The organism is Allobosea sp. WAO, assembly GCF_001509835.1.
Lineage (GTDB): Bacteria > Pseudomonadota > Alphaproteobacteria > Rhizobiales > Beijerinckiaceae > Allobosea.
Map to the genome: position 1 here is coordinate 45,274 of NZ_JXTJ01000010.1, position 24,234 is coordinate 69,507.

Consider the following 24,234-nt stretch of genomic DNA (forward strand, 5'->3'; position numbering starts at 1 on the left):
CTGCTGGGGACGCGGCGCGTTAGCGCGAGTGAGGGGTTGCGCACACGCATTTCGTGCGCTTACCTAGCGTCGGGTTGCTGTCGGCAACGTCTAACGAGTGAGCGTAGCTCACACCCACACACGTCACGGCCAAGCGTCCTGCGAGGCTGGGGCGGCGGGGCTCAACTCCGCCGAGGTGATGACGGAGACCGCGGGCGTGTACAAAACGTTCAAGTCAAAAGTCGTTCACGTGCGTGACTACTTGCGCGTGAGGTTTGGAAAGCTGGAGCATGTGCGTGCTCATTGGCGTTCCTTGCCGGGGCAGCTGTCTTTCGACTTTTAATCTCAGCTTTGTAAATTGAGACCGCCGGCAGCAACCCACCGAAAAACACGCCCCGGCCGAATGGCCAGGGCGCGGAAGTCGAAGGGGTCTACAGAGAAGATGTTTTTCTACATCTCCTATTATGACCCGTCTCAGTGGCTGCGGAATCGACTCGGCTACGCTGCTTCCGAGCGAATTTCTTGATTATCGTTCGCTGGCGCTCTCATAACGCGCTTAACCACGTCAACGGCAGCCAGCAGCGCTGGCTTCCCGTGACGAGCCGCGGTGCTGGCCGGCGCGCCGAGGTGCCGACCAATGTCCTCAAGCGTGCCGCCGGACAGGGCGATCTCCAGAACAGCCACGGTCTCCGTCTTCAGCTCATCGCGCGGATCGCGCACGGGCATCGGCACTGGGAGCGACTTGTCCGCGTTGTGGGCTTGCGTCACGCCTCCGAACTCAGCACCGCGTGCAATCGCAGGCCGGTGGTGTACCGCAAAGCGGCGTGCTTGAAGCCGCGCGATATCGAACGGAACCGAGCCATCAACGCCAAGCCGCTGCAAAAGCGCCCGGCCTTCCGCCACGCCGAAGCGATTGGCAGACTTGGAGCGAGGCAACCCGTGCAGCCCACCCGTAACCGCGCCGAGAGGCATGCAAGGCCGTGTCCAGCCCTTGGCGGCGGGGTCGCTGGCCGGTAGCCGCAAGTATGCCCAGACAGCCGCATGTGAGCGCTTCGGCTTAGCAGGTCCGCGGTCGCCGTTCATTCGGCATGAAGGGCGGCTGGGCCTGCCCTTCGATGTGCGGCCATATTCGACGATGAAACCCGTATCGATCGGGCGTTCCTGGCCGGGGATAAGGTCAAGCACCACTGTCCCGCATCGGGCAATAACGGGGTCGTCCCGGTGGTCGCGCTTTTCAAACGTGACAGGCGAGCCGGGAGGCGCCGCCGTTAGCAGCTCGTCGACACTCGGGCGGGTGCGCAGAATGCTGTCGGTGTCCATCACGATGCCCGCAGGCTTCGCATGCACATCGGGGTCGGCATATCTGCCGCGCCGGTTGTCATCGTTCTCAACCGTCAGGTCGATGTTGTCATTGGCAGGCGCCGACGTCGCCCGGTCGTACTGAATCAAGGCTAGCGCGCCGGCTGGGTCGGTTCCGACCATCCTTTTGACCAGGCGGGGAAGTTCGGCGCGATAACGCGTAGGGACGAAATCAACGTCCGGTGCGCCTGGATGGAGCATTGAGTTTGTAACCGTCATGTAGTCCCCATTGAGATGAAGCGCCGTTCTCGGCGTCTGAATTGCGCGACCGCGGCCCAGAGCGGGCCGGTGGCGGCGATGTTGAAGTATTGGGTAGGTGGATGGCGGAGACGCGAAGAAGCCCGCGTGCGGCTTTCTCTGGCCTGATGTCATGGCGGGCCGAGCTGGTGCCTTAAAATTTAGTCCTGAGGAGCGGAAAACGTCAAGGATTGGTGCCTGACGGCGCTCCGCGAACGACATCTGGTATGTAGATGTGGCTTTCGCAGGGAATTTTCACGTGCTTCGACTAGCTTACTTCTACTGTAACTCCATTGCCACACAGACCGCAGGTCGCGAGCAAACTAAAAAATGAAAGTTCGGGTTTTAGTTGCGCGTGCGAACAGGGCAGGTGCGTGTTTTTCGCCAATCGCCAAGGATGCCGACACGCACCCCTCTCCAGCAGGTCACACGATTATCCTTGCTATTCGTTATGAAAGGGCGCCTTTTAGAAAGGCAGTTGTCTCCTCCCTTCTGGATATGACCGTGTGCGGCACAAATGATGCCGCCAAGCGGAGACACTTAATGATTACCGGAAATGGATATCTAAACCTGCGCGATGGGCGTGGCGCCGATGTCTCGTACCAATTCGCCAGCGAATACGACGACCAGCGGTCCGGTTATTTAATCTTTGAAACAGAAGATTTTGACGACGGGCTGTTTGGCCATGGAATGACACTGGATTGCGATGACGGCACCACTGTCCTCGTTGTCGTGGTCAACCGTAGCGACCGGCATCTGGCGGTCGCGGGACGCCTAGTACCTGTAGAGGAAGCTCTAGCGGCTTAGTCTGACTGCGCCTGCATTCTCCAACGGCCGACATTGGCAGTGAGGGTCTGATGTTCAAGCGTGTGGATAGGCTGCGATATCTCAGGATACGGGCGCGCGCGCAGGAAAGGCGGAAACGAGCAAATAAAGATGCTCGGGATCTCATGCTTCAGAATGCGAAGATAGCTCTTGATGCGCAGAACGACAACGCGCCTCCGGCGCCTCCACGTCGGACGCTTATTTGACGTTCCGGGAATCGACCGACGCACCGACATCGCACCGCGGGGCGGAGCTAGGTTGATCGGAAGCGACCGCGTTTGGGGCGTCCTGCTGAGGGTTGCGATCGTCGCGGTCCTCGGGGTTAGCATCCTCCTGCCGCTGGTTTTTCTGCGCTAGCCCTCGCGCGCGCTGTGCGTGATCGCGCGCGCATGAGCCCAAAAATCTGCGTTAGCGCTATCGCTCGATTACCCGGCCTTTCCGGTGGCGGGCCGCCGGAGAGATCGAGGCTACCCCTTTGGGGAAACGGCGAATTCACGTAGTCGTAACCATATAAGTCGATGGCTCTGTCACGCCCCGCGTGAGAGTCGCCTATGCCGAGCCGCCGATCCTTTACCCTGTCCTCTTTGTCCCTCGCTGCAGCTAGTCTCGCCGGATGCGGGACTGGGAGCATCGTCGCGCTGCCCGAGATTGGTCCAAGCAGGCGGAGTCTGACTACACGCACACTAGCGCGCCCGAACTACGCCGAGGTCTACGTCGAGTACCCCGGGGAGCGTTTTCCAATCTCTCCGATCGACTATCGGCGCATCGATCCGCAATACCTTCGTCAGACGGTGGCTTTTCCCCGAAATGAGCCGCCGGGCTCGATCGTGGTCGACCCAGCAGGCTATTCTCTCTACTTCGTGGAGTCGCCGCAGGTTGCGACACGCTACGGCGTCGGCGTCGGCCGCGAGGGCTTCGGCTGGTCCGGCACCGCGCGGATCAACATGAAGCGCGACTGGGCGGACTGGGTGCCGCCGCCTGAGATGGTCGAGCGTGAGCCGGAGATCAGGGCACAGCTCGAGATGACGCCGAGAGGTCCTGGCGTACGCGGTGGACCGAAGAGCCCGCTGGGAGCGCGCACGCTTTACCTCTTTGGCGAGGGGCGAGATCTCGGCTATCGCATCCACGGTACAACTGAGCCCTACACCGTTGGCACCAACGTCTCGTCGGGATGCATCAGGATGATCAATCAGGATATCGCGCATCTCTATGCGCGTGTCGCGCTCGGCACTCCTGTGTCGGTGCTGCCAGCGTAGAGCGGAAATCATAAGCGCGCTCCGTTGCTGTTGGCGGCGCCAATTTCACCCGTTCTGGTGAAGGCGCTCGGAGCCCCGGCCGGTACGCTCACGCCGTTTCGAGCCATGGAGCTACACATGTTCAAACGACTGCGCACATTTGGTCTGGTTTCCCTGGTTGCTGTTCCTGCATTCTATTGGGACGTCCAGACTGAAGCTAACGCGCAACGGCAAAGCGTCGGCGAAATGCGCCGCAACATGCAGCGCCGAGCGGAAGAAAATCGGGCATTTCATCGTCGTAATGCCCCACTGTATCAGCAATGGCGGGAACAGAGTGCACGACAGGACGCTGAGGCCCGCCGGCGCGGTCCCAGTCGCGGTGGATCTGGCGTGCCCCGGTAACGTCTGAGACGGGGCACCTCGAGTGCTATCGCGCGCGCGCTCGACTAGCCGGTCGCCCAGTTGCTGGCGGCTGGAGAGTTTTGGCGGTCCCCGGGATGTGCCATGTTCCAAATCCGTTTTGATTGCTGCTCGCTCGCGCCATTCAGATCTGGTTTCTGAGAATTGGAGTTCGAATGCATCGACGCCTGTTTCTAACAACCCTACTTGGAGGCGGCCTTGCGGTGGCGACCAGCCGCTTGGCAGCCAGCGAGTTACCGGCGGATACCGCTAAAACGCTCGACGAAATCCCGGCCCAGTTCACGCAGGGGCCGCCGCAACCGAGACAACCCGGCTCCCCGCCAGCCACCGGATCGCAAGGCCCGACGCGGCGCGTCCACAGCTGGCGAGCGCGCAGACGCCGCGCATTGCCGCCGCCGCCCCGGCATCGGCGGAGATCCACAGCGCCGAACTGATTTGTTTCCCAGGGGGCAGTATCAAACAGTCCCTCGTTGGTAGTGGGGCGGGACATCGTTGAATTCTTCGATATCCACCCATCGGGACAGGGACATCGGGACATACCCTATAGAGGGGTATGTCCCTGTCCCGTTGTCCCGGTCTAAATGGGCACTAGCGGGACATTGAAATGCCCCGATGTCCCGCGTGTCCCGGTCAAATGTCCCGCTTATGCAGGCCACACCCATTGCCCGGTTTCTCGAATAATGTCGCCGCGCAGCAGCGCTGCCTTTGCCCGCTGAAACGACTTCCTCTTTGCATCCGGGCTAGCGTCGCCAGCCGCTGCGTAACAGCGCTCGCGCCACGCCTCTTCCTTCACGACCATCGCGCCATCGCTGAAGTCCGGATCCGGCGGATAGACGCCCTCCGCCGCAATCGCCTCTTGAAGATGGCTAAGCGCTATGTCGCGCTGCGTTGGCTTGGCGGGCTCGACGTCGCGGGTCACCCCGGACAGGTTGCCTAGCTTCTGCGGAATGACCACGGGTGCGCTCGTGCTAGGGCCGACCTCTACGGACTGCATCGTGAAGGCGGCGACGGGGCCAGGCTCGCCGTCGTTCGTGCCGTCGCACACGAGAGTGAAATTCCCGCCGCTGTTCTTGACGTAGAAGCTGGTATCCACCGCGCCGTCGAGGTCGATAGCACCCTTGCCGCGCTCCTCGCCCCAGCCGCTGTGATGGACCACGGTGACGTGGCAATGCAGGGCTCGGATAATCTCATCGACGGACTGCACGTACTTGCCCATGTCCTTCGACGCGTTCTGGTCTCCGCCACCGAAAGTCCGGCTCAGGGTGTCAATGATGACCCAAGCACACGGAACGCCGAAACGCTCCTCCACGCTGCGCACAGCCTGAGTGAGTGCCGCAGCGTCCAGCACGTTCGCGGTCATGTCGAGTTTGCCGCCGAAGACAGCCAGGGGAAGGCCTGAGACGCCGTGGTGCTTCCGAAACGCAGCCATTCGCCGAAGCGTCAGCTTCCGGCGCTCTGCGGCAAAGTAGACGACCAGGCCCTTGCGGACAGCGCGCCCATGCCACGGCATCCCCGCCGCGATGTGACAGGCCATGTCGGTGACGATGACGGACTTGCCGGAGCCGGGCTTGCCAATGACGTCGGTGAACTCTCCCTCGCCAAGGATGCTCTCAAGAATTTCGACCTTGGGCGTCTCCTCCTCGATGTCGTCGAAGAACGTGATCTCGAAACGATCGCGCTTTGCCGAGTTCTTCCGGTTGTCATTACTGGCGGCGGGCATCCAGTTGGACTTGCCGGTCAGGGTCGCGACCTTAGCTAGATCGCCCGATCGAGCCGCGTCCGCGATGTCCCGGTCAAGTCGCAGCTTCGCCATACGCTGGTCGCGCTCTCGCTCGCGCTCAAGGCGCTCAAGCTCTGCCGCGGCCCAGTCCCGCCGACGCATGAACTCCAGATGGTGAGCATGTTCAGCTGCGGACGGCTCTGGAGCGCCCGGCTCGAGGTCGGACAATTCCGCCAGTGGACCTATGAAATGGTAGAGACCGGTGTCTTCGTAATCGTCTTCGTCGATGTCAGGCGCAGTTTCTGTCACTGGCATAGAGCCCTCTGTAAGCCGCCTCAGCGGCCGAATTGATCTGGCGAAAGAGGTCAGGCTTGAAGTTCGCAACGCGCATGCCGTCTGTGGCGGGCGCGGCGACGATGAATGTGCCGTTGGGCCTGAGCCGAAGGCGGAACCCCGAGAGCTTCATGTCGGGAAAGGACAGAGAGAAGCGCGCAACCGTACGCGCCGTGCTGCCGCCTGGATCAGGCAGCGGCACGAAGTCGATGATCTGCATAAGCAGTCTCTGATGTGCGAGAGTGCCCGCCGGCGGATGCGGGCGGGGAGGGGAGTTGTCCAAAAATCAGTGGGACAGTGACGAAAGAAAACGTAGCGATTTCATGGGAAGAAATTTCGTCCCACTTTCCGCTAACTACTTGTCATCACTTGGCTCTTTGGCTCCCCTAGGGAGGGCCAGAAATTTCAGCGACTTAGCGTCGTTCGAGCTGACAGGCCACACGGTCACGCCACATAGCGGACGGACGCGTTGGCGCTTTCGCCTTGCTGCCCTTACGCTATGCCTCGCCGCCGCCGGCTGCACGACGAGCGCCGATCGCCGCACAGCGCGATGTGCAATTCCAATCCCTCGTCGGCGGCACGATGGCCGATTTCATGCGACGAACCGGCCTAACGCCGACTGACATGTAGCAGCAGCATTCGGGATCGCGTTCTGTCTGCGGGAATGACCGGATCGGGTCGATTGCGGTTGCCACGTACCTCACAGCGCGGTCTGCCTTCCGACAACGAGCCAATGTCCGGAAGTGGCGCGCAAGGCCCCTTCGTCGATCCTCAACCGCAGCCGCTGTCCTCGCCTTTCCCCGCATTGAGGATCGGCCAGAAGCCGATGAGCCAGATGGCGAAGGAGGCCGACCACAGCATCGCCGCCAGGGCATAGTGCAGCCCGGCCAGGGCTGCCCCGATGCCGACGTCCGCAAGGACGAGCTTGGAAGATTGGTCTGAGCGCCTATGAAACCCGTGCCATCTGGGCACGGACCCGTTCGAGCAAAGAGCGCCAGACGGTTCCCTCACATGGCGCGGCCGGTTCTGCGTCGGCAGCCAAGGCAGCGGCGGCATCTCGCCGGGCGCGCTTCTTGCTCATTCGAACCCGAAGCGCTTCACGCCTCAGGTAATAGGCCGTCGAGCGCATTTTCATCGCGATATGCCCCTTGCCCCAAAGGCACGCTAGGCGGCCCACGACCTCGCGTCCTTAGCATTTGACATCCCGCCAGCGGCTGGGAGCTGCCATCACCCTAGAGATCATCATGAAGCTGTTCGCCTATCTGGGCGCGCTGGCGTTCGCCTGCGTCGTCGTCATGCTCGCTGTTTCGGCCGAGGCTCAGACGGCTGTGCCGGACCAGACCTTGTTCGGCCTGTTCCGGCCGCTCCTCACCGAGCTGGCGATTGTGGTCGTGCTCGGCCTCGCCGGCTGGCTCTGGAGGTTCATCGTCGCGAAGCTGAAGCTCGCCATCGAAGCTCGCCATCGAGACGCATTTCAGGCTGCGGCGACCAACGCTGCCGGCATTCTCCTGGCCACGGGAGACATGTGCCGAGCGGTCTCCTATCTGGCTGGTGCTGCCGCGGACGCGGTGAAGGCCTTCCGTCTCTCCGAGGCGGCGCTGCCTGAGAAGATCGGGGCCAAGGCGGGTGTGCTGGCAACCTCCACGGACAAGCCTCTCTGAGCCTAAACCTCCCGCCTTCGGAGCAATCATGACCATGCGAGCGAATGAAGACGGTCGTCTTTAGCCGGGGATCGCTGCCGCCGCCATCTCGGCCGGCATCTCCGTGGCGATCTCGATTGGAGCGTTCGCACTCATATTCTGGTCCGAGAGCGAGACGGTCGACGCCAAAACGGCCGATGCGATCACCCGCATCGAGCGCCGGATCGACACTGTCGAGGCTGAGGCCCGCTAGGCTCGCTGCGCGGCTGCCGAGGATCATCAGAAGATCGCGGAGATGGTGGCCGAGCTGCGCAGCACCTCGCGCGGCGTCAGCAGGATCAAAGCCCTACTTGACCGGATGATGATGGAGCGCACGATCAAGCCGCCCTGATCGAATTCCGTGAGCCCCTCCGGCGATCACCTGGCCCTCGCAAGGGGCTACCCTCCCTGGGGCGTTTCCTCCCTGACTGGCCCGGTCTCGCTCACGCGGGGCCGGGCCTTTTTCGTTTGGTCGCCGGATGTCAATAGACCCAGCGGCAGACCCGACGACGGCGACCGAACCGGTCCCGCGTGACAGTGCAGACCTGGCGACGCCGGCGCGGCCCGCGGTAGTACTGCGTGAACTCCGCAGGCGCTTCGTCGAGCTTGGTGGTCAAGTCGAGTGGCAGGTCGGACGCCTTTGCCGCATCGCTCGCGATCACGCTCCCGACCGCAGTGGCAGCGACGCCGCCGAACATGGCGGTGAGAAATGAACGTCGATTCATGGGAAGCTCCTTCGGTTGGGAGCCCCAACAAAGGCGGGCAGAGTTAACAAATGGTTGCCCGGATTGTGGGCTGTTGAGCCTTGACTTGCCTGAATCGCGCGATCTCACCGTGCAGCGCCGCCACTGCTGCTTCCCCTCGCACGCCCTTGATTCCACGCTCCTCGCGGTCGGTCGAGCCTGCCACGCCGTCGAGCACGACGCTCAGCTTCGGCCGCGATAGCCTGGCGGACCAACCGGCTTCAAAGCTCTAGCCCCTTCGGTTTGGCCCCTCCGGGTTGGTCTTGCCCCGCGAGGTAAAAAAAGGCCTGACCGGACCTAAAGATGACGAAGGCAGTCCCCGAGCGTCCCGAACTCTGCATCGTCATAGCTCCTCGACCGAACGCTAAAGACTTGGCCCGCCGACGAAGCTGCCCGCACATCGCTGGGACTGACACCGAACTCGAGCTTAAAGGCGCGTGCAAAACTCGACCCGTCCGGGAAGCAGAGCGCTTCAGCGATTGCTCTGATGGAGCTGTCATTCGACGCGTCCGACAGCTCCGTGTGAGCCTGAAGGAGGCGCAGCCGCTGGATATACTGGGCTATGCCACCATCGTTCTGCAGCAAGCGATAGAGCTGACTTCGGGACATCCCTAGCTCTCGGCATAAGCTGGACGGGTCCAATGAGGGTGAGCGCAGATGGCTCACAATCACCTGCTTTGCCCTCTCGCGCCGGCTGACGTGGATCTGGCCCGCAGCGCCCGGGTCGGCAAGCGGCGTTAGGCAGGCTAGCAGCATCGCCTTCACAGCATCCGCCAGCTTTGCCGCATCTGCTGGAGCGAGTTCCGGAAGGCTCTTTTCAAGGAGGACGAGATAATCCCCAAGCAATCGACCTAGAGGCGTGCTCAGCGCTCGGCCCTGCACAGCGTCGAGCACAGGCGCCAGATCACCAAAATTGTCCCTGGGCAGGTAGAGCTGCAAACGCTCATCCTGAGCCCGCTCGCTCACCAACTCCTGCCCCAACGAGGCAACGAAGGGAACGCCCGCCGGGACCTCGAATGAATTGTCGCCCCCGGCGATTCCGAGAGTTCTTTGCCTACCGACTGTGATGACCCAGTGATCGACGGGGTTTTGACGAGTAAGAGCCTTCGTTCGCACCGCTCTCAATGCCGGAGCAGTGACCCGGCTGAGAGACATGCCATCGAGTGCCCAGTGCACGCTCTTGGCAGAAAAGCCGGCGTTGGGATCCAGCACATGAAGATCGAAGACCGTCTCGAACCACCCGCGCCATGCATCGAGCTGCTGCGCTTCGGGGAGGCCGTACGTCGAGATTTCGATCGGCTCCAAGGTTCCCCCTGATGTCGAGGTTGAGCACCGCGGCGTAACGCTGACATCGCAGCTCACCGCCGTCCATCTACTTTGAGGGGCCAGCCACCCCCTCTTTCGGGATGGCAAGCACATATTTGGGATTCTCGGCGATAGCCGCCTCCGGACCGTCAGCTATGATCTGATCGATAGCGAGACCTTCGAACGCAATGGCCATAAGGGCGAGCCCAATGATCCGAGCAATCATCCTCTTCGGCTTGGCCCTCGGTGCAGCAGGCTGTAACCCCGATTCTCAATCCCAGCGAACACTCGGCGGAGCCGCGATTGGCGCAGGTGGCGGCGCGCTCATCGGCGCGGCGGCGGGGGGCGGACGGGGCGCTGCAATAGGCGCGGTGGCTGGCGGTGTGGCGGGCGCTCTGATCGGGCGAGCGACAACCCCCAACAACTGCATCTACCAGGACGGCGCGGGTCGTAGATTTATGGCAAGGTGCCCATAGCCAGCTTCTGGCTCAGCTAGGCATTTCGCAGGCTTCGGCCGGAATAGTCGGCGGCTCCGGTCGTCCGTCTGACTGCTCCTTCTGAACCAGCCGCCGGTCCCTTCAAAGGGGGTGGCCGCCTTTTTGTTTGGTAGCTGTACCTACCTGATTGTCGCATTGTAGGTCAGCCGGGCGCACCCGGAGGCGCCTGCCGATGAGCCGCAAACGTAGATGACGAACAGGTCCTTGCCTCTGAATCCCGTGTTAGGTTTGTAAAAGAACGAGAAATCACCGGTCTGTGTTATCTTGCCGTTCGCGGGATCTTTCATAATGATGGCTTTCTCAAATACCGTTGCGCGCATGTGAGGCTGGCCTTCAGGAGCACTCGTGTAACTATATCTGCAACCGTTCTCATCCATCTGCGTTGTAAATTCTACTTTGCTGTTCTGGGTTACAAAATACCACGGACCTTGCGTTCTACAGCTTTCTCGTTGGATCTGCGGGCTCGCGGCGCCCACGCCAGCCAGAAATAGGGGAACTGCCAAAACAAGCCGGTCGATCATTGAAGCAGAGCTCCATTTGTCCTTGCAGGGTTAGCTGCAGACGAAGCTTGGTCAATCGGGACGTTGAGGTAGCCCAGTTTGCTTTGCGCACCCCTGTTGATTGGCCCCGCTTCTCGCGCCGGCCGGCCGTTTTTGTTTGCCGAGGACCGCTTACTGTCCACTGTTCGGAGCTCGGAGGTTCCGTTAGGTTCGGCCTGGCGATTTCGCTACAGCGGCTATTCGAGAACGGACGAGGCGAGGCCGACGATACTCGGCGCAAGTTTCGAGAGAAACTCGATTGGGCAATTGAGCCCCATTTCGGGCATCACTATGCCGACGGCGATTTCAGCTTCAGCAGAAAGGCCGCCGCGTGACAGGGCGCGGACATATTCAGCGCTTTTCATATCGAAGTGACTAGCTACTGGGCCCGGTCTCACGCGGGGCCGGGCCTTTTTTGTTTCACGTATCTGGACTTCGATCCGAACTCCAGTAACGTCAACCGCTGTGAGCTATGCACCCGAAGTGGAGCCTGGCATGCGCCTCCCCCATGCACTTTTTCTCGCGTCGTTGGCGTTCTTCGCGTCCCCCGCGGACGCTAGGCAAGGAGGCGGGGGCGGCGGCGATGCTGCCCGCGAGGCCTGTAGAGAGGAAGCCCGCCAAAGCATCAAGCCAGGCAGGACATCCCGGGTCGACCGCGAGCAAATCAGAGAGATGCGCCGCGAATACACGCGAAACTGCCGAAAAAAATCCAGATCAAGCTGATTTTCTGCTGGTCTGTTTTAACTTTTCAGCGACCCCGGTCTTGCTCGCCGCGGGCCGGGGTTTTCGTTCGTCGTTAGCGTGGCGCGAGATCAAATTGCTTCGCGCCTTCTATTCCGATTGGACGCTCCCGGCCGCGACCGCCCCCCACCGCAGCTTCAACGCGAGATGCTGATGACGACGCCTCTTCCCGATTTGCGCCTGAATGGCGCGAGACTGGCCGACGGCCGGCTGCTGTCGATCGACATCGCCGGAGACCAGGTCGCGGCGCTGCGGCCCAACGGTGAGGATGCTCCTGAAGCTCGTCGTTCGATCGAGCTCGGCGGGGCGCTGGTACTGCCCGGCCTCACGGACGGCCATGTCCACCTCGACAAGACACTGCTCGGAGTGCCCTGGCGCCCGCATCAGGCGGCGGCCTCGATCCGTGCTCGGATCGAGGCCGAAAAGGACTACCGACGCTCGACGCGGACGCCGCTGGCGGAGCAAGGCGCGGAGGCTCTGCTCGAAGCGGCGCTGCGCCGGGGCACGACGAGCCTGCGCACCCATGTCGACATCGACGACGTCGCGAAACTCGACAATCTCACACAGCTGCTCACGTTGCGGGAACGCTGGGCCGATCGGATGCAGATCCAGATCGTCGCCTTTCCGCAGAGCGGCATCCTGTCCTGCGCACCCGCGGCGGCCTATCTCGACGAGGCCCTGCGTATGGGGGCCGACCTTATCGGCGGCCTGGACCCGGTCGGCATCGACGGCGACCGGGACGGCCATCTCGCGATCGTCTTCGCGCTGGCGGAGAAACATGGCCGCGGCATCGACATCCACCTGCATGATGGTGGCTCGGAAGGGCTCGACGAGATCGACGACATCATCGCGCGGACGCGGGCCGGGGGCCTCGGCGGCCAGGTTACGATCAGCCATGCCTTCGCGCTGGCTGATGCAGACGAGCGGCACCTCGATGCAACCGCCGACGCGCTCCGCGAGAGCGGCGTCGCGATCCTGTCCAGCATCCCAGGCGGAGATCGCTGCCCGCCCATCCCCCGACTGCGAGCGCGCGGTGTCGAGGTCTTCTTCGGCTCCGACAACATCCGCGACTGCTGGAACCCCTCGACCGTGATCGGGATGGTCGACCGCGCCATGCTCGGGGCGTATCGGTTCGGGCTCCGGCGGGACGAGGATATTGCAGCGTTGCTCGACCACGTCACGACCATCCCGTCGCGCATCTGCGGTCTCGGTGCGGGCGAGATCCGTCCCGGAGCGCGCGCCGATATCGTCGCGTTCGAAGCCCCGCATGCCCCGCAGGTCATCGTCGAGCGCCAGCTCCCCTCGCTCATTGTCTCACGCGGCAAGCCGCAGGAACTTGCGGCCCCACCCGTGCTGAAATGATTGTCAGCTCGCAGGCGACTTCGTAGTAGCGGCTCCTGGCGCTGGCTGCGGTACCAATCCGACAAGCGCGCGGCTCGTCTTCCGCACTGCGAAATGCGGGCGCAAGGCGGTGGGGTCAAAAAAAAGGCCATCGGGGACGCGCTATGGAATTTCTTCTGGTCTTCGCGTTTCTCGCGCTTTTCTGCATGTCCGCGCTGGCAGGCATGGCGCTGCGAAAGCGCCTGCATGAGCGGCATCTGACGGCCGAGAACCTGGACTCGATCCGGCTGGTGACCGGCCTGATGGTAACCTTCGCGGCGCTGATCCTCAGCCTGCAGCTCTCGACAGCCCGGGCACGCTTCGACGAGGCCAGTGCCCATCGTTCGACCTATGCCGCGCGCCTGACCAGCCTCGACCAGTGCCTGCGCATTTTCGGCGACGCCGCAGATCCGATCCGGCTGAAGCTTCGCCAGTATACCGCGGCCGTATTGGCGAGCACCTGGCCGCAGGAAGCGAAGATCGTGGTTGCGGGGATGCCGGACACTGCGAGCATGGCGGTTCGCGGCGAGGACAGCACCCTGTCGCAGCTGACGAACGAAATCGGCGCTGCCGTGGACGCTCTTCAGCGCCCCGGGCTGGAGAACTCCGCGGCCCGCTGCCGGACAGCCTACTCGCTTGCGCTCTCGGCGAGGTGGAACGTCATCGAGGATTCCCACATCCCCTCCGGCGCCTTCTTCATCGGCCTTCTGAGCTTCTGGCTCAGCTTGGTCTTCCTGAGCTTCGGGCTGCAGATACCCCGCCGCGCCCTCAGCGCTGCGGTCTTGGCGATCGGGGTGCTATCGATCTCGAGCATCATGTTCGTGATCGTCGATCTGAGCATGCCCTATCAAGGCGTGTTCCACATCTCCAGCGTGTCGACGCGCGACGCACTGACCGACATGATGCGGTAGGGATCTGCGGCGTCGCGTTGCGCGCACCGTGGGCTCTCACCCTCCGAGGCTTGCAATCGCGCCGCCACTCGCGAGCTAGCGCGGCGCGGGCGGCGGCGGGTTCTGCTTCAGCCTGTCGATCTCCTGCCGTATCGGCCCGAACGGTCCGTAGCGATGCTGATCGACGCCGAAGCCGTCGGCGTAGGGGCCATAGGGCGTTTCGACCGGTTTCAGGAGCAGATCGGGAAAGTCGCGCTCCAGCCCCGGCTTCACCGGCCGCTCATGGGACAGCATGAACGCCGCGACGTCCCAGGCATCCTCCACCGACAGTCGCGGGCTGGAGTAGTCGGTCCCGTGCGGCATGTTGAAGTGGATGAAGTTCGCCGCGACGCTCAGCCGGCCCATGCCGGCGCCGTTGTTGAAGCTGTCCGCGCCCCAGAGCGGCGGCACCATGTAGCCGAGATCGGTCGTGGGCAGGCTTCGCCTGACGCCGAGACCGTCAGTACCATGGCAGGCCGCGCAGCTGTTCCCGAAGATGACGCTCCCCCGCGCCGGATCGGCCGCGCGTGCCAGTTCCGGCATCGATCCCGCGCCGAGGCCGGGCAATGTCTCACCCTTCGCGACATTGGTGGAGAGGAAGTCGATATAGGCGACCAGTGCGCGCATTTCCGGCGCGGTATCGGGCATCTCGCGACCGTTCAGGCTGCGGGTCATACAGGAATTGACGCGGTCCTCGATCGTGATTTCGCCGCCCTTGCGAGCGCTGTACTGCGGAAACAGATGGGCTAGGCCGAACAGGGGCAAGCCGAACTTGCGCGTGCCGGCAGAGAGATGACAGTTGCTGCAGGACAGGTTGTTACCGGCAAAGCGCTTGCTGGCATCGCCGACATTCGGCCCGATCAGGGACGGGGTGGCGACGACGAGCTCGCGACCCTTTCGGATCAATTGGTTGGCAGGGCTGTCCGAAAGCGTCGTCACGTCCGGGACGATCCAGTCGGATGGCCGCTGTTGAGCGGAGGCGCCGCCCGCATAGGCAAGGAGCGCCCAGGCTGCGGCAAGGCCGATGCCGGAAACAAGGCGTGCGCCTATGACGAAGCGGCTGGTCATGATCTCACCATCGATGGAGGCTGCGTCGGTCAGCGCGGTTCCGAACAATGGCGAAGTTCAAGCGTCGTCGCCAGGAAATCGCGCAGCGGGTCGAGCGCCATTGCGCCGATGTAGCCGACATAGCCGTCGGGCCGCAGGAGGATGAGCGCAGGCGGTGCGCCATCGAAAACTGCCTGCAGCGCTTCTGCCTCGGCCCGCACGACTGTGATCTCCGGCCGGTCCGGCTCGGCGCTGCCCTGTCGAAGGATTGCGACGCTGGCGACTTTCCCCGGAAAATCCGCCGACAGCCTCGCCACGATGCTCTGCAGGGCATCGCTGTCGCCATCTCCGGAAAAAGCCAGAAGCGTGAACCAGGGGCCGCGGGTCAGGTCGAACAGCCGTAAGGGGAAACCGACGCCGCGCTGCCGCAGGCCTTGGATGTCGGGCATCCGGTCCCCGGGCGCGAGGCCGGCCTGCGGAGCCCCGCCCACGATCGGCCCCTCGGCATAGCTGACCCGTATCTGCGTATCCTGCAGCCTGTCTGGCGGGGCGGACGGCTTGCCCATGCTCATGCTGCGCTCGACTGTGTCGGCGATGACATGTTCCGCGATGGGCCGCCGCTCTGCCTCATAGCTGTCGAGCAAGACGGGCGCGGCCTCGCCGCGCGCCACGAGGGCGAGCTTCCAGGCGAGATTGTCGGCGTCCTGGATCCCTGTGTTCATGCCCTGGCCGCCGGTCGGCGGGTGGATATGGCAGGCATCCCCCGCCAGAAAGACATTGCCGATGCGATAGCGCGCGGCGAGGCGCATGCTGATCCGGAAGATCGACGACCATCGCAGGTCCGACAGCTTCGGCTGCCCGGGCACCAGCCGGTCTGCCACCGCCTGCAATTGCGAGAGCGAGGCGCCGGGGCGTTCGGACTGGATGCCGTGCGCGACTTCGCCGTCACTCGCGCCCGGCGGCTGGGAGGAAGCCATCATCGAAACCCGATAGCGATTCCGCTCGGGCAAGGGGATCGCCACGAAGAAGTCGGGCGGGGCATCGACCGCCGGCCGGATTCCCTGCAGGCTGGTGCCACGGGGCAGGTCCCAGTCGATCGAGACGTCCCCGAGCATGAAGTCATAGGGGAAGGCGCTGCCTTCGAAGGCGATGCCGAGCGCTTTCCGGACGGCGCTGTGGGCTCCGTCGCAGCCGACGACGTAGTCGTAGCGACGGGTTTCGCTGGCCCCGTCACGCTCGAGCTCCACCGTCTGTCCGTCGGGGCCGGGGATGAGGCGGGCTAGCCTGGAGCCGCGGATGACCCGGATGCCGCGCTGCTCCAGCGCGGCTTCGAGCACGGTCTCCGTCCGATCCTGCGGAACCCCGTACTGGCTATAGGGCAGCTCCGGGAAATCGACCGGCTGATCGTGGACGATCGCTTCCGCCCCGCGATGGACGATCATACGGCGTCCGCTGAGCTGCAGCCCGGCCCTCAGGATATCGCGGGCGACGCCCATCGCCTCGAAAACCTCGAGCGTGCGCGGGGTGATCCCGATCGCCCGGCAGAACCGCGACGGCGCTGACGCCATGTCGATGATGTCGGCGCGAAGGCCGCGCCGGGCGAGGCCAATGGCAAGAGAAAGTCCCACCGGACCGGCGCCGACGATCAGGATGGACGCATGGCTGCCGGTCATCTGCTGGGCTCCAGGCGGCTTCATTGCTGCCGCAGCGGTCTTGTGTTTGCTTCGGCGGGTGCAGAGCATCGGAAATGTAAGAGGCCGGCGAGTTCAACGCCAATGCCCGCTTTGGAACTGTGATGCGCCGCCGTGTGCGGGGCATCAGCAGGTTGAAACCGAACGCCACTATGGCAGCCAAACGGCTGCCCCTCTCTGTCATGGGAATGTCTGGTTTCGTGCTCGTTAAAACGTCTGCTCCTGGCGCGAGTTCACCGCCAGGGGCTACTGTGCTGTGCTCATCGGCTCCATCCGATCACTGACTGTCCACTGGTCAGATCCGCTAGCAGCCGCTCCACGCCACCTGCTTCCGACGTCGGCGCCAACACCGACAGGATCGCGCCGCCCTCCGTGAAAGCCTGAACAGCCACCTGTACGCCCGAAAGCGCGCCCAAACGCACCTGAACCAGTGCCAAATCACTGAACCCGCATGTGACCGTCCCGGAGACGGTTTCGACAAGCACCTCCTTTTCAGCCTCGCGCAAGCATAGGGCCGCCGTTCCGCCATAGGCACGGATCAGACCGCCGCTTCCGAGAAGGATGCCACCGAACCAGCGTGTCACGACAACAACGACGCCATCGAGGCCTTGTCCATCGATTGCGGCAAGGATCGGCTTGCCGGCGGTCCCGCTGGGCTCGCCATCGTCGTTGAAGCGGTATCTCTGCCCCAAGCGCCATGCCCAGCAATTGTGATTGGCTGCCCGATCGGACCGTGCCGCAATGAAGTCTTTCGCTGCCGCTTCGTCTGCGATGGGACCAGCGGCCGCAGTGAACCGGCTCTTCTTGATCTCCTGCTGACGGATAGCGATTTCAACAAGGGTGAGGCGTGCAACCATACGCCCGCATATCACGACCTGAGACCCTGGTCCCTGCAAATGGCCTGCCGCCGGCTTCGTGGACACCGAGATTGGGTGTTTCATGAAACCGGAGGTGGCGTATGCGGCGAAGACAGTTTGGGCGCGAGTTCAAGATCGAGGCGGTCCACCTGATCAAGGATCGCGGAGTGAGTGTGGCGCAGGCGTCTCCGGATTCGGCTGCGTGGCCGGCCGGAGACGATCGTGTCCGACAACGGCACCGAGCTCACCTCGATGGCGATCCTGCGCTGGTGCCAGGAAGCCGGTGTCGCGTGGCACTAAATCTCCCCCGGCAAGCCGACGCAGAACGCCGTCGTCGAGAGCTTCAACGGACGCTTCCGGGACGAATGTCTCAACGACACGTTGCTCTCGACGCTCACCGAGGCCTGCAGCGCCATCACCTCGTGGAAGGAGGACGATAACCGCCGCCGACCACACTCGGGCCTCGGCAACATGACGCCTGCCGAGTTCGCCCTCAAATTCACGCTGGAAAAGCGGGCCGCCTAAGGCCAGATATCTCCCTCAGACCGGAGGAGAAAAGGGTCTCAGGTCATCTGCGGACGGGGATCGTCCTGAGCGCAGGGCGATGTCCGCCGATGCAGGAAAATGTCGCTTCAGTGGGCGGTCGCGCTCCGCCTGGGCAAGAACATGCCGACGCGCTTTTGGACGGGGGCTCGCGAGGGGCGACGCCGTGGCGAGGCTCCGCTCAGGTTCTCAGGCCGGATTGCCGGAGGCCGGTATGGTAGAGCTTCATATCGGAAGCTTGGAGCCTTATCATTTGCTGCGCAGCCTTCGCCACGCTGCCGTCCGGATCGAGAGAGTTCAGTTTTGCAACCACAGCACCGGCGTCTCCTCCGAGCATGGCCGTGGCCGCCGCCTTGACCCGCAATGCGGGGAGATAATTGGGGTGCATTCCAAGCGCTTTGTCGACCAGGGCAACTGCTTCTGTACAGTTACCGTCGAGGTATTCCGCGAGCGCAAGGGAGGTAATATAGGCAAATCGACCGGGGTCTCGTGGATTCAGGGCCAGGGACCTGAAGATCGCCGATGCGGCTGCCCTGTGATCTCCCTGGGACATTCTGAGGATCCCCATCGCGTACCAGCCAACTGCCGAGTTCGGGTTGAGGAAGATCGCTTCTTCTATGATGTTCTTGCTTATCTCCGGTTCGTGACCAAAATAAACGCGCGCCATTCCCGCCAAGCTCAGGGCGGTCGGGTCATCGGGGCCGAGCATGGATGCGAGCTCAGCGAGACGAATGCACTCCTCAGGCGTATCGATGTCCCGGGGCGGCCATCCCTGAGCGCGCCGGAGCACGAGTGTCATGGCTGCGTACCCGTAGGGCAGCGCATAGTCGGGGTCCAGATCGATCGCCTTGTAGAATGCGGTCAGCGCCGAGAGGCTGCTCTTTTCAGATCTATCGTAGAACAAGCTGATGCCACGAAGAGTCTGATCGTAAGCGGACAGATTGTCCGTAGGGCGCCTCTTCTGCCTGATGATTTCAGCGCTCCGCAATTCGGCCTCGAGCGCGCCAACGACTCTCTCCGCGATCTGATCCTGTAGTTCAAAAATATCGCTGTTATCGCCGTCGAAATGGTCAGACCAAAGCGTTGTGCCACCCTCGGCGTCATCGAGATGAACGTTCAATCGAACGCGTCTCTCCGACCTCTGTAAATTACCTCTCAGGATATATCTAACGCCAAGCTTCTTGGCTGCTTCATGAATGTCGATGCCCGTGTCTCTGTACCCAAAGCTCGACCCTCTTGCTATTATGACGAGCGTCTTAGCGCGAGAGAGGGCGGTTATTATTTCTCCAGCCACGCCGTCGGCAAAATAGTCGTCTTCCGCATTTTTGTTTAGATTTTTGAAGGGTAGTACGGCAATAGACGGCCTCTCAATTATCTGTCGTTGTTGCCTTGTTTTGTTTGATTGTGAGCGCGATACAGAAAATACATGGACCGGTGTTTCGATATTTTTTACGGATCGCCGTCCCAGGTCAATGTATCTGGCATCCAGCTCGGTATGGATTTTGTTATAGACGTCGCTTGAAATGACGACTTCTCCGGGCTCTGCGATCGCTTGAATTCTTGCGGCAATATTGACTTCCTTCCCGATTATATCATCGTGGAGAGGCATGACCTGCCCATAGTGGACGCCGATCCGAAAATGCATTCCCTGAGAATTTCCGGGATGCTCAAGATGTCTGGCTGCATCCTGAAATTGAACGGCACATTCCACTGCGTCTGATGAGGTTTCAAATTCGGCGAGGACGCTGTCTCCGGCCGTATTGTTGATGCGGCCATTGTACTGATAAATATAATTCTGCATCATTTCACGATGCTGTAAAAGCGACGAGTACGTCCCTATCTCGTCATTCTCCATCATGCTGCTGTATCCAGCAATATCAGCAGAAAATACAGCGACGTATTTCTTCGTGATGCTGGTATCGATTGACGACATCACTCGTGGCTCCGAAAGGAAGGCGAATGATACACGATGAGCCTTACGTTATATCGCGGGGCCACAAAGCGCTACCGTGGTCGCGGAGCTGCTTTCGCTGGAGCCGGAACTGGCGGGCCTCCTTGCTCGATTGGCCGGGCCAGGCCGACGGATTGGATGACCGCGAGACAAGCTCTTCGACGCCAGGGACCGGGCTCATCGAGACCCCGGACCAGGCAGGAAGATGCCCGAAGAGCGAAGGGCCGATCGTCTTGCCGATCCCGGAAAAGCAATGGGGCAATCAAGTGCAGCGGCGACGTCCGGCGCCCGGAATCGTTGCGTGATCGGAGTTCGTCATGTTCACCGCGACACGCGCTTATCCCGGCATTGCTCTGGCCATGTTGCCGGCGGACGATGCTGCAAATGCGTCTGAGACGACAGGAGCGACAACGGCGAGGCGCTGCCGCTCCTGGTTCTGATGGCTCAGGGCTTGAACTCGTAGCCGGGGCCGATCGCGGCATCCGCCGGGATCGGCGGCAGGTCGTTGAACAGGGCAGGGTGCTCCTGCATCACCTTGAGGATGTGCTTGGGCTCGATGTGCTTGTTGACGTCGAAGGTCGACTTCAGGAAGCCGAGCCGGTTCAGCCGGTCGAGCGCCGCCCACATCGCCCGGTAGTTGTTGGCCGAGAGGCGCCGGTCGGCCTGCTGGATGTTGAACTCCATCGCAGCCTCCGCGATCTCCTGCTTGAGGCCGGGGATCCAGCGCGTGCCGACCTGAGCGGCCAGCTTCGGGTTCTTGCGCATCCACTGGTCGGCCTCGGAGACCGCCGCCAGGAACTTCTCGATCTTCGGCCCGTTGGCGGCCACCCAGGGCCGCATGCCGACGTTGAAGCCGACATAGGCGATGACGTTGCCGCCACGGATGATCTCGACCGCGCCCGGCACGTCCTTGAGAGCGATGATCGGCCAGGGGTCCCAGCCGACGAAGGCGTCGATGCCCTTGGCGAGCAGCGCGACCGTCATGTCCGGCGGCGGCGTGTTGACCAGCGTGACATCGGCCGGCGTCAGCCCGCCCTTCTCGATCAAGGCGAGGATGTAGAGATGGTTGATCGTGCCGAAGGAGGTCGCGATCTTCTTGCCCTTGAGCGAGGCGAGGTCGCCCTTGGTGATCCCGGAATCGGAGCGGGCGACCAGCGCCATGGTGGCGTCCGAGCCGCCGCGGTGGGCGTTGCCGCTGTAGTTGCCGAGCGCCACCAGATCCATGCCGCGCACGACGGCGCCGATCATCGGCACGCCGACCTGGACGATCTCGCTCTCGCCGGCCTGCAGCGCGTTCAGCGCGTCGACGCCGGTCGCATAGGGCCGGGCGATGTCGACATCGAGGCCCCATTTCTCGAAGAAGCCGCGCTCCAGCGCGATAGGCAGGCCGAGTTGGTCGATGCCGGTGACCATGCCGGCCTTCATCTTGACCAGCTGCTGCGCCCTGACGACAGCCGGTGCGGCGACGACCGCGGCTCCGGCTAGCATAGTCCTGCGTGTGATCATGCTCTATCCTCCCAGTTGCAAGGGCTCAATTCTCCTCACCCAGTAGTAGCGGGCGATGGCGTTGAGTTGGTTCTTGTCGATGTTCCTGACCTCGACGCTGTTGCCGTCGGTGCCCGAGACGCGCCCGAAGCGCTGGAAGATCAGGATATGGAAGCGCTCGGGCACGAAAGGCAGGGTGATCAGCGCGTTGACGCGCTGACGATCCGGAAAGCCGCCGGCGACCTTGGACGGGGCGTGAAGCACGAGCCAGCCCTGCCAGAGAAGCCAAGCCACAAGCAGGCCGAGCAGGATGCGGCCTCGCCTCGATTCCAGCGTGGCGCGGACCAGCCTCATGCCGCCCTCACCAGCGCCAGGACCTTGTTGGAAAGCTCCTTGAAGCCGTCATCCTCGACGAGCTGGTCCCAGACGCGCGGCCGTGCCAGCGGGATCTCGACCTGCTCTAGGATATGACCCTTCGACAGCACGACGACGCGGTTCGCCAGGAAGACCGCCTCCGGCACGTCATGGGTGATGAAGATCACAGTCGGCCGGCGCTCTTCCCAGATCCGGGTCAGTTCCTCCTGCAGGGTCATGCGGGTCTGCGCGTCGACGCTGGCGAAGGGCTCGTCCATCAAAAGGATGTCGGGCTTGTTGGCGAGGGCCCGGACCACGCCGACGCGCTGCTGCATGCCGCCCGAGAGCTCGTTGGGATAGCGGTCCGCGGCGTGGGCCAGCCCGACCAGGTCGAGATACTCGCGCGCGATCTCGTCGCGCTCGGCCTTGGCGATGCCGCGCATCTTCGGCCCGAAGCCGACATTCTCCAGCACCGTCTTCCAGGGGAAGAGCGCGAAGGACTGGAAGACCACCCCGCGGTCGGCGCCCGGCCCCTTGACCGGCTCTCCGCCGACCAGGATCTCGCCGCCCGATTGCGGGATGAAGCCGGCGACCATGTTGAGGATGGTCGACTTGCCGCAGCCGGACGGGCCGACGATCGAGACGAACTCGCCGGCCGGCACGTCGAGCGAGATGTCGTGCAGCGCCGTGTGCTGCGAGCCGGCATAGAGGTCGAAATAGGTCTTCGAGAGCGATCTAAGGCTGAGCGATTTCACTGTGTCACCAGTCCCCAGCGACGCCCCGTCGCCCGCTCGATCGGAGCCAGCACCCAGGCGTCGACAATGTACCAGAGGATGCCGAGCACGATCATGCCCAGCACGATTTCAACCACGGAGCCGGCCCGGCGCGCATCGAACATCATGAAGCCGATGCCGCTGGTGCCGACGATCATCTCGGCGGCGATCAGCGCGCGCCAGCCATAGCCGAGCCCGTTGCGCAGGCCGGTGATGATGTTCGGCAGCGCGCCGGGGATGACCACCTCGGTCAGCACCCGCGCCGGCGTTGCGCCGAGGCTCTGGGCGGCGCGGTAGAGCTCTATCCGCACCGAGCGGACGCCGAGCACGGTGTTGAGCACCACCGGGAAGAGCACGGTGTAGACGATGATGATCGTCATCGTGGTCATGCCGAAGCCGAACCAGATGATCAGGATCGGCAACCAGGCGATATCGCCGATCGCCTGGAAGAAGAGCAGGATCGGCCACAAGGCGGTGTAGGCGCGCCGGCTCAGCCCGATCAGCAGGCCGAGCGGAATGCCGAGCGCGATGCCGACGGCCGCGCCGGCGGCCAGCCGGGCGACGCTGTCGCCGAGATATTCCGGCAGGATGCCCTTGTAGATCAGCGAACCGAAGGCGCGCACTACATCCGGAGGCGACGGGAAGAAGGCCGGCGGGAACGGCCCCCAGGCGGCGACGCCCCACCACAGCGCGACGACCGGAACGAAAGGGGCGAGCGTCTGCAGCACCGGCCATTTGGCGGAGGTGCGGACCCACCAGCTCCAGAGGACGAGGGCCGCGTTCATGCGCGCACCAAGCCCCAGCGCTCGATCGTCGCCCGCTCCAGAGGAGCGAGAATCAGCCGGTCGATCAGCAGCCAGAGCGTGCCGATCACGATCATGCCGAAGATGATCACCTCGGTCTGGTAGAAGTCGCGGGCGACGAACAGCATGTAGCCGAGGCCGACATTGGTCGCGATCATCTCGGCCGCGATCAGGCCGCGCCAGGCGAAGCCGAGCCCGGTGCGGATGCCGGTGACGATGTTCGGCAGGGCGCCGGGGAGCAGCACGTCGCTCAGCATGGCGAGTCGGCCCGCGCCGAGCGATGCCGCCGCATTGCGGATCGGCATCGGGATCGTCGAGACGCCGAGCAGCGTGTTGTAGACGACGACAAAGAAGACGGCGTTGAAGATGACGAAGACGATGGCGCCGAAGCCATAGCCGAACCAGAGCGTCGCGATCGGGATCCAGGCGATGCCGGCGAGGACGGAGAAGAAGCGCAGCAGCGGTGTGAGGAAAGCCGAGACGCCCTTGCTGATCCCCATCAGGATGCCGAGCGGCACGGCGACTATGATCGCAAGCACGGTGCCGATGGCGACGCGCGCCAGGCTGGTCGCGACATGGGTCAGCAGGGTGCCGTCACGGAGGCCGGCGATTCCTGCGGCGAAAACGGCGGAGACGCTCGGGAAGATCTGCGGCCTGACCTCGAATGCGGGAACGACCACCGCCCAGATAACGACCAGGAAAGCCAAAGGCGCGACAAAAGTCAGCGCCCCCGCCACGCGGTTGCCTGCGACCATACATCCTCCCTGTTCGCGCGCCGTAGGCCCACGAAGCAATCAATCCGCCCGCAC

Annotated in this window: 22 protein-coding genes and 2 pseudogenes; 9 read left to right on the top strand and 15 right to left on the bottom strand. The window is 63.1% G+C overall.

Annotated features, from left to right (window positions below; translation table 11 throughout):
* Positions 1-477 precede the first annotated feature (477 nt).
* A complete protein-coding gene (locus DK26_RS19450) occupies positions 478-1,428 on the bottom strand; it encodes a hypothetical protein (protein ID WP_210179286.1) in 951 nt (316 codons plus the stop codon).
* A gap of 477 nt (positions 1,429-1,905) precedes the next feature.
* Between DK26_RS19450 and DK26_RS29100 the strand changes: the two genes are divergently transcribed.
* Complete coding sequence (locus tag DK26_RS29100; protein ID WP_157089735.1) at positions 1,906-2,382, top strand: hypothetical protein; 477 nt, start codon at positions 1,906-1,908, stop codon at positions 2,380-2,382.
* 845 nt (positions 2,383-3,227) lie between these two features.
* Positions 3,228-3,656, top strand: a complete 429-nt coding sequence (locus DK26_RS29740; protein ID WP_248310039.1) for a L,D-transpeptidase — start codon at positions 3,228-3,230, stop codon at positions 3,654-3,656.
* A 1,042-nt stretch (positions 3,657-4,698) separates the two neighbouring features.
* On the opposite strand, the gene DK26_RS19460 is transcribed toward DK26_RS29740, so the two are convergent.
* Positions 4,699-6,090 carry an AAA family ATPase gene (locus tag DK26_RS19460; protein ID WP_066475953.1) on the bottom strand — a complete coding sequence of 464 codons (1,392 nt, stop codon included), beginning with the start codon at positions 6,088-6,090 and terminating at the stop codon, positions 4,699-4,701.
* On the bottom strand, positions 6,065-6,328 hold the full coding sequence (locus DK26_RS19465; RefSeq protein WP_066475954.1) for a hypothetical protein: 264 nt from the start codon (positions 6,326-6,328) through the stop codon (positions 6,065-6,067). The genes DK26_RS19460 and DK26_RS19465 overlap by 26 nt, the downstream gene beginning before the upstream one ends.
* Before the next feature lie 1,024 nt (positions 6,329-7,352).
* On the opposite strand from DK26_RS19465, the gene DK26_RS19475 reads away from it, so the two are divergent.
* Positions 7,353-7,769, top strand: coding sequence for a hypothetical protein (locus DK26_RS19475; RefSeq protein ID WP_066475957.1), 417 nt, complete (start codon positions 7,353-7,355; stop codon positions 7,767-7,769).
* Between the two features lie 103 nt (positions 7,770-7,872).
* Complete coding sequence (locus DK26_RS29910; RefSeq protein WP_282568048.1) at positions 7,873-8,001, top strand: hypothetical protein; 129 nt, start codon at positions 7,873-7,875, stop codon at positions 7,999-8,001.
* Between the two features lie 268 nt (positions 8,002-8,269).
* Here DK26_RS29910 and DK26_RS19480 read toward each other — a convergent pair whose 3' ends face one another.
* Positions 8,270-8,512 (bottom strand): hypothetical protein, encoded by a 243-nt coding sequence (locus DK26_RS19480; protein WP_157089736.1) that lies wholly within the window; start codon positions 8,510-8,512, stop codon positions 8,270-8,272.
* Between the two features lie 315 nt (positions 8,513-8,827).
* Positions 8,828-9,835: a helix-turn-helix domain-containing protein gene (locus DK26_RS19485; RefSeq protein ID WP_066475961.1), complete on the bottom strand. Its 1,008-nt coding sequence runs from the start codon at positions 9,833-9,835 to the stop codon at positions 8,828-8,830.
* A gap of 209 nt (positions 9,836-10,044) precedes the next feature.
* On the opposite strand from DK26_RS19485, the gene DK26_RS28635 reads away from it, so the two are divergent.
* Positions 10,045-10,311, top strand: coding sequence for a YMGG-like glycine zipper-containing protein (locus DK26_RS28635; RefSeq protein WP_184231714.1), 267 nt, complete (start codon positions 10,045-10,047; stop codon positions 10,309-10,311).
* 140 nt (positions 10,312-10,451) lie between these two features.
* On the opposite strand, the gene DK26_RS29105 is transcribed toward DK26_RS28635, so the two are convergent.
* Entirely contained in the window at positions 10,452-10,853 is a 402-nt protein-coding gene (locus tag DK26_RS29105; protein WP_157089737.1) for a hypothetical protein, read from the bottom strand.
* Positions 10,854-11,765: 912 nt separating this feature from the next.
* On the opposite strand from DK26_RS29105, the gene DK26_RS19490 reads away from it, so the two are divergent.
* Together DK26_RS19490 and DK26_RS19495 are read left to right on the top strand one after the other, a co-directional pair.
* Positions 11,766-12,974 (top strand): amidohydrolase, encoded by a 1,209-nt coding sequence (locus DK26_RS19490; protein WP_066476430.1) that lies wholly within the window; start codon positions 11,766-11,768, stop codon positions 12,972-12,974.
* A gap of 143 nt (positions 12,975-13,117) precedes the next feature.
* Complete coding sequence (locus DK26_RS19495) at positions 13,118-13,903, top strand: DUF4239 domain-containing protein (RefSeq protein ID WP_066475964.1); 786 nt, start codon at positions 13,118-13,120, stop codon at positions 13,901-13,903.
* A 75-nt stretch (positions 13,904-13,978) separates the two neighbouring features.
* On the opposite strand, the gene DK26_RS19500 is transcribed toward DK26_RS19495, so the two are convergent.
* The 3 genes from DK26_RS19500 to DK26_RS19510 all read right to left on the bottom strand — a co-directional run bounded on the left by DK26_RS19500 (position 13,979) and on the right by DK26_RS19510 (position 17,516).
* Positions 13,979-14,989, bottom strand: a complete 1,011-nt coding sequence (locus DK26_RS19500) for a c-type cytochrome (RefSeq protein WP_066476434.1) — start codon at positions 14,987-14,989, stop codon at positions 13,979-13,981.
* A 29-nt stretch (positions 14,990-15,018) separates the two neighbouring features.
* Complete coding sequence (locus DK26_RS19505) at positions 15,019-16,641, bottom strand: FAD-dependent monooxygenase (protein ID WP_248310040.1); 1,623 nt, start codon at positions 16,639-16,641, stop codon at positions 15,019-15,021.
* Positions 16,642-16,919: 278 nt separating this feature from the next.
* Positions 16,920-17,516 carry a YigZ family protein gene (locus DK26_RS19510; RefSeq protein ID WP_066475966.1) on the bottom strand — a complete coding sequence of 199 codons (597 nt, stop codon included), beginning with the start codon at positions 17,514-17,516 and terminating at the stop codon, positions 16,920-16,922.
* 101 nt (positions 17,517-17,617) lie between these two features.
* Between DK26_RS19510 and DK26_RS29745 the strand changes: the two are divergent.
* Positions 17,618-17,710 (top strand): annotated as a pseudogene (locus tag DK26_RS29745) (transposase); the annotation flags it as partial.
* A gap of 7 nt (positions 17,711-17,717) precedes the next feature.
* Positions 17,718-18,014: pseudogene (locus DK26_RS19515) on the top strand (integrase core domain-containing protein); the annotation flags it as partial.
* Between the two features lie 226 nt (positions 18,015-18,240).
* Here DK26_RS19515 and DK26_RS28645 read toward each other — a convergent pair.
* From DK26_RS28645 to DK26_RS19545, 6 genes are all read right to left on the bottom strand, one after another.
* On the bottom strand, positions 18,241-19,992 hold the full coding sequence (locus tag DK26_RS28645; protein ID WP_083533378.1) for an adenylate/guanylate cyclase domain-containing protein: 1,752 nt from the start codon (positions 19,990-19,992) through the stop codon (positions 18,241-18,243).
* Between the two features lie 462 nt (positions 19,993-20,454).
* Positions 20,455-21,516, bottom strand: a complete 1,062-nt coding sequence (locus tag DK26_RS19525) for an ABC transporter substrate-binding protein (protein WP_248310041.1) — start codon at positions 21,514-21,516, stop codon at positions 20,455-20,457.
* A gap of 3 nt (positions 21,517-21,519) precedes the next feature.
* A complete protein-coding gene (locus DK26_RS19530) occupies positions 21,520-21,849 on the bottom strand; it encodes a hypothetical protein (RefSeq protein WP_066475973.1) in 330 nt (109 codons plus the stop codon).
* Positions 21,846-22,604 carry an ABC transporter ATP-binding protein gene (locus DK26_RS19535; RefSeq protein WP_066475975.1) on the bottom strand — a complete coding sequence of 253 codons (759 nt, stop codon included), beginning with the start codon at positions 22,602-22,604 and terminating at the stop codon, positions 21,846-21,848. The genes DK26_RS19530 and DK26_RS19535 overlap by 4 nt, the downstream gene beginning before the upstream one ends.
* On the bottom strand, positions 22,601-23,407 hold the full coding sequence (locus tag DK26_RS19540) for an ABC transporter permease (RefSeq protein ID WP_066475976.1): 807 nt from the start codon (positions 23,405-23,407) through the stop codon (positions 22,601-22,603). The genes DK26_RS19535 and DK26_RS19540 overlap by 4 nt, the downstream gene beginning before the upstream one ends.
* Positions 23,404-24,180, bottom strand: coding sequence for an ABC transporter permease (locus tag DK26_RS19545; RefSeq protein ID WP_066475977.1), 777 nt, complete (start codon positions 24,178-24,180; stop codon positions 23,404-23,406). The genes DK26_RS19540 and DK26_RS19545 overlap by 4 nt, the downstream gene beginning before the upstream one ends.
* Positions 24,181-24,234: the final 54 nt, after the last annotated feature.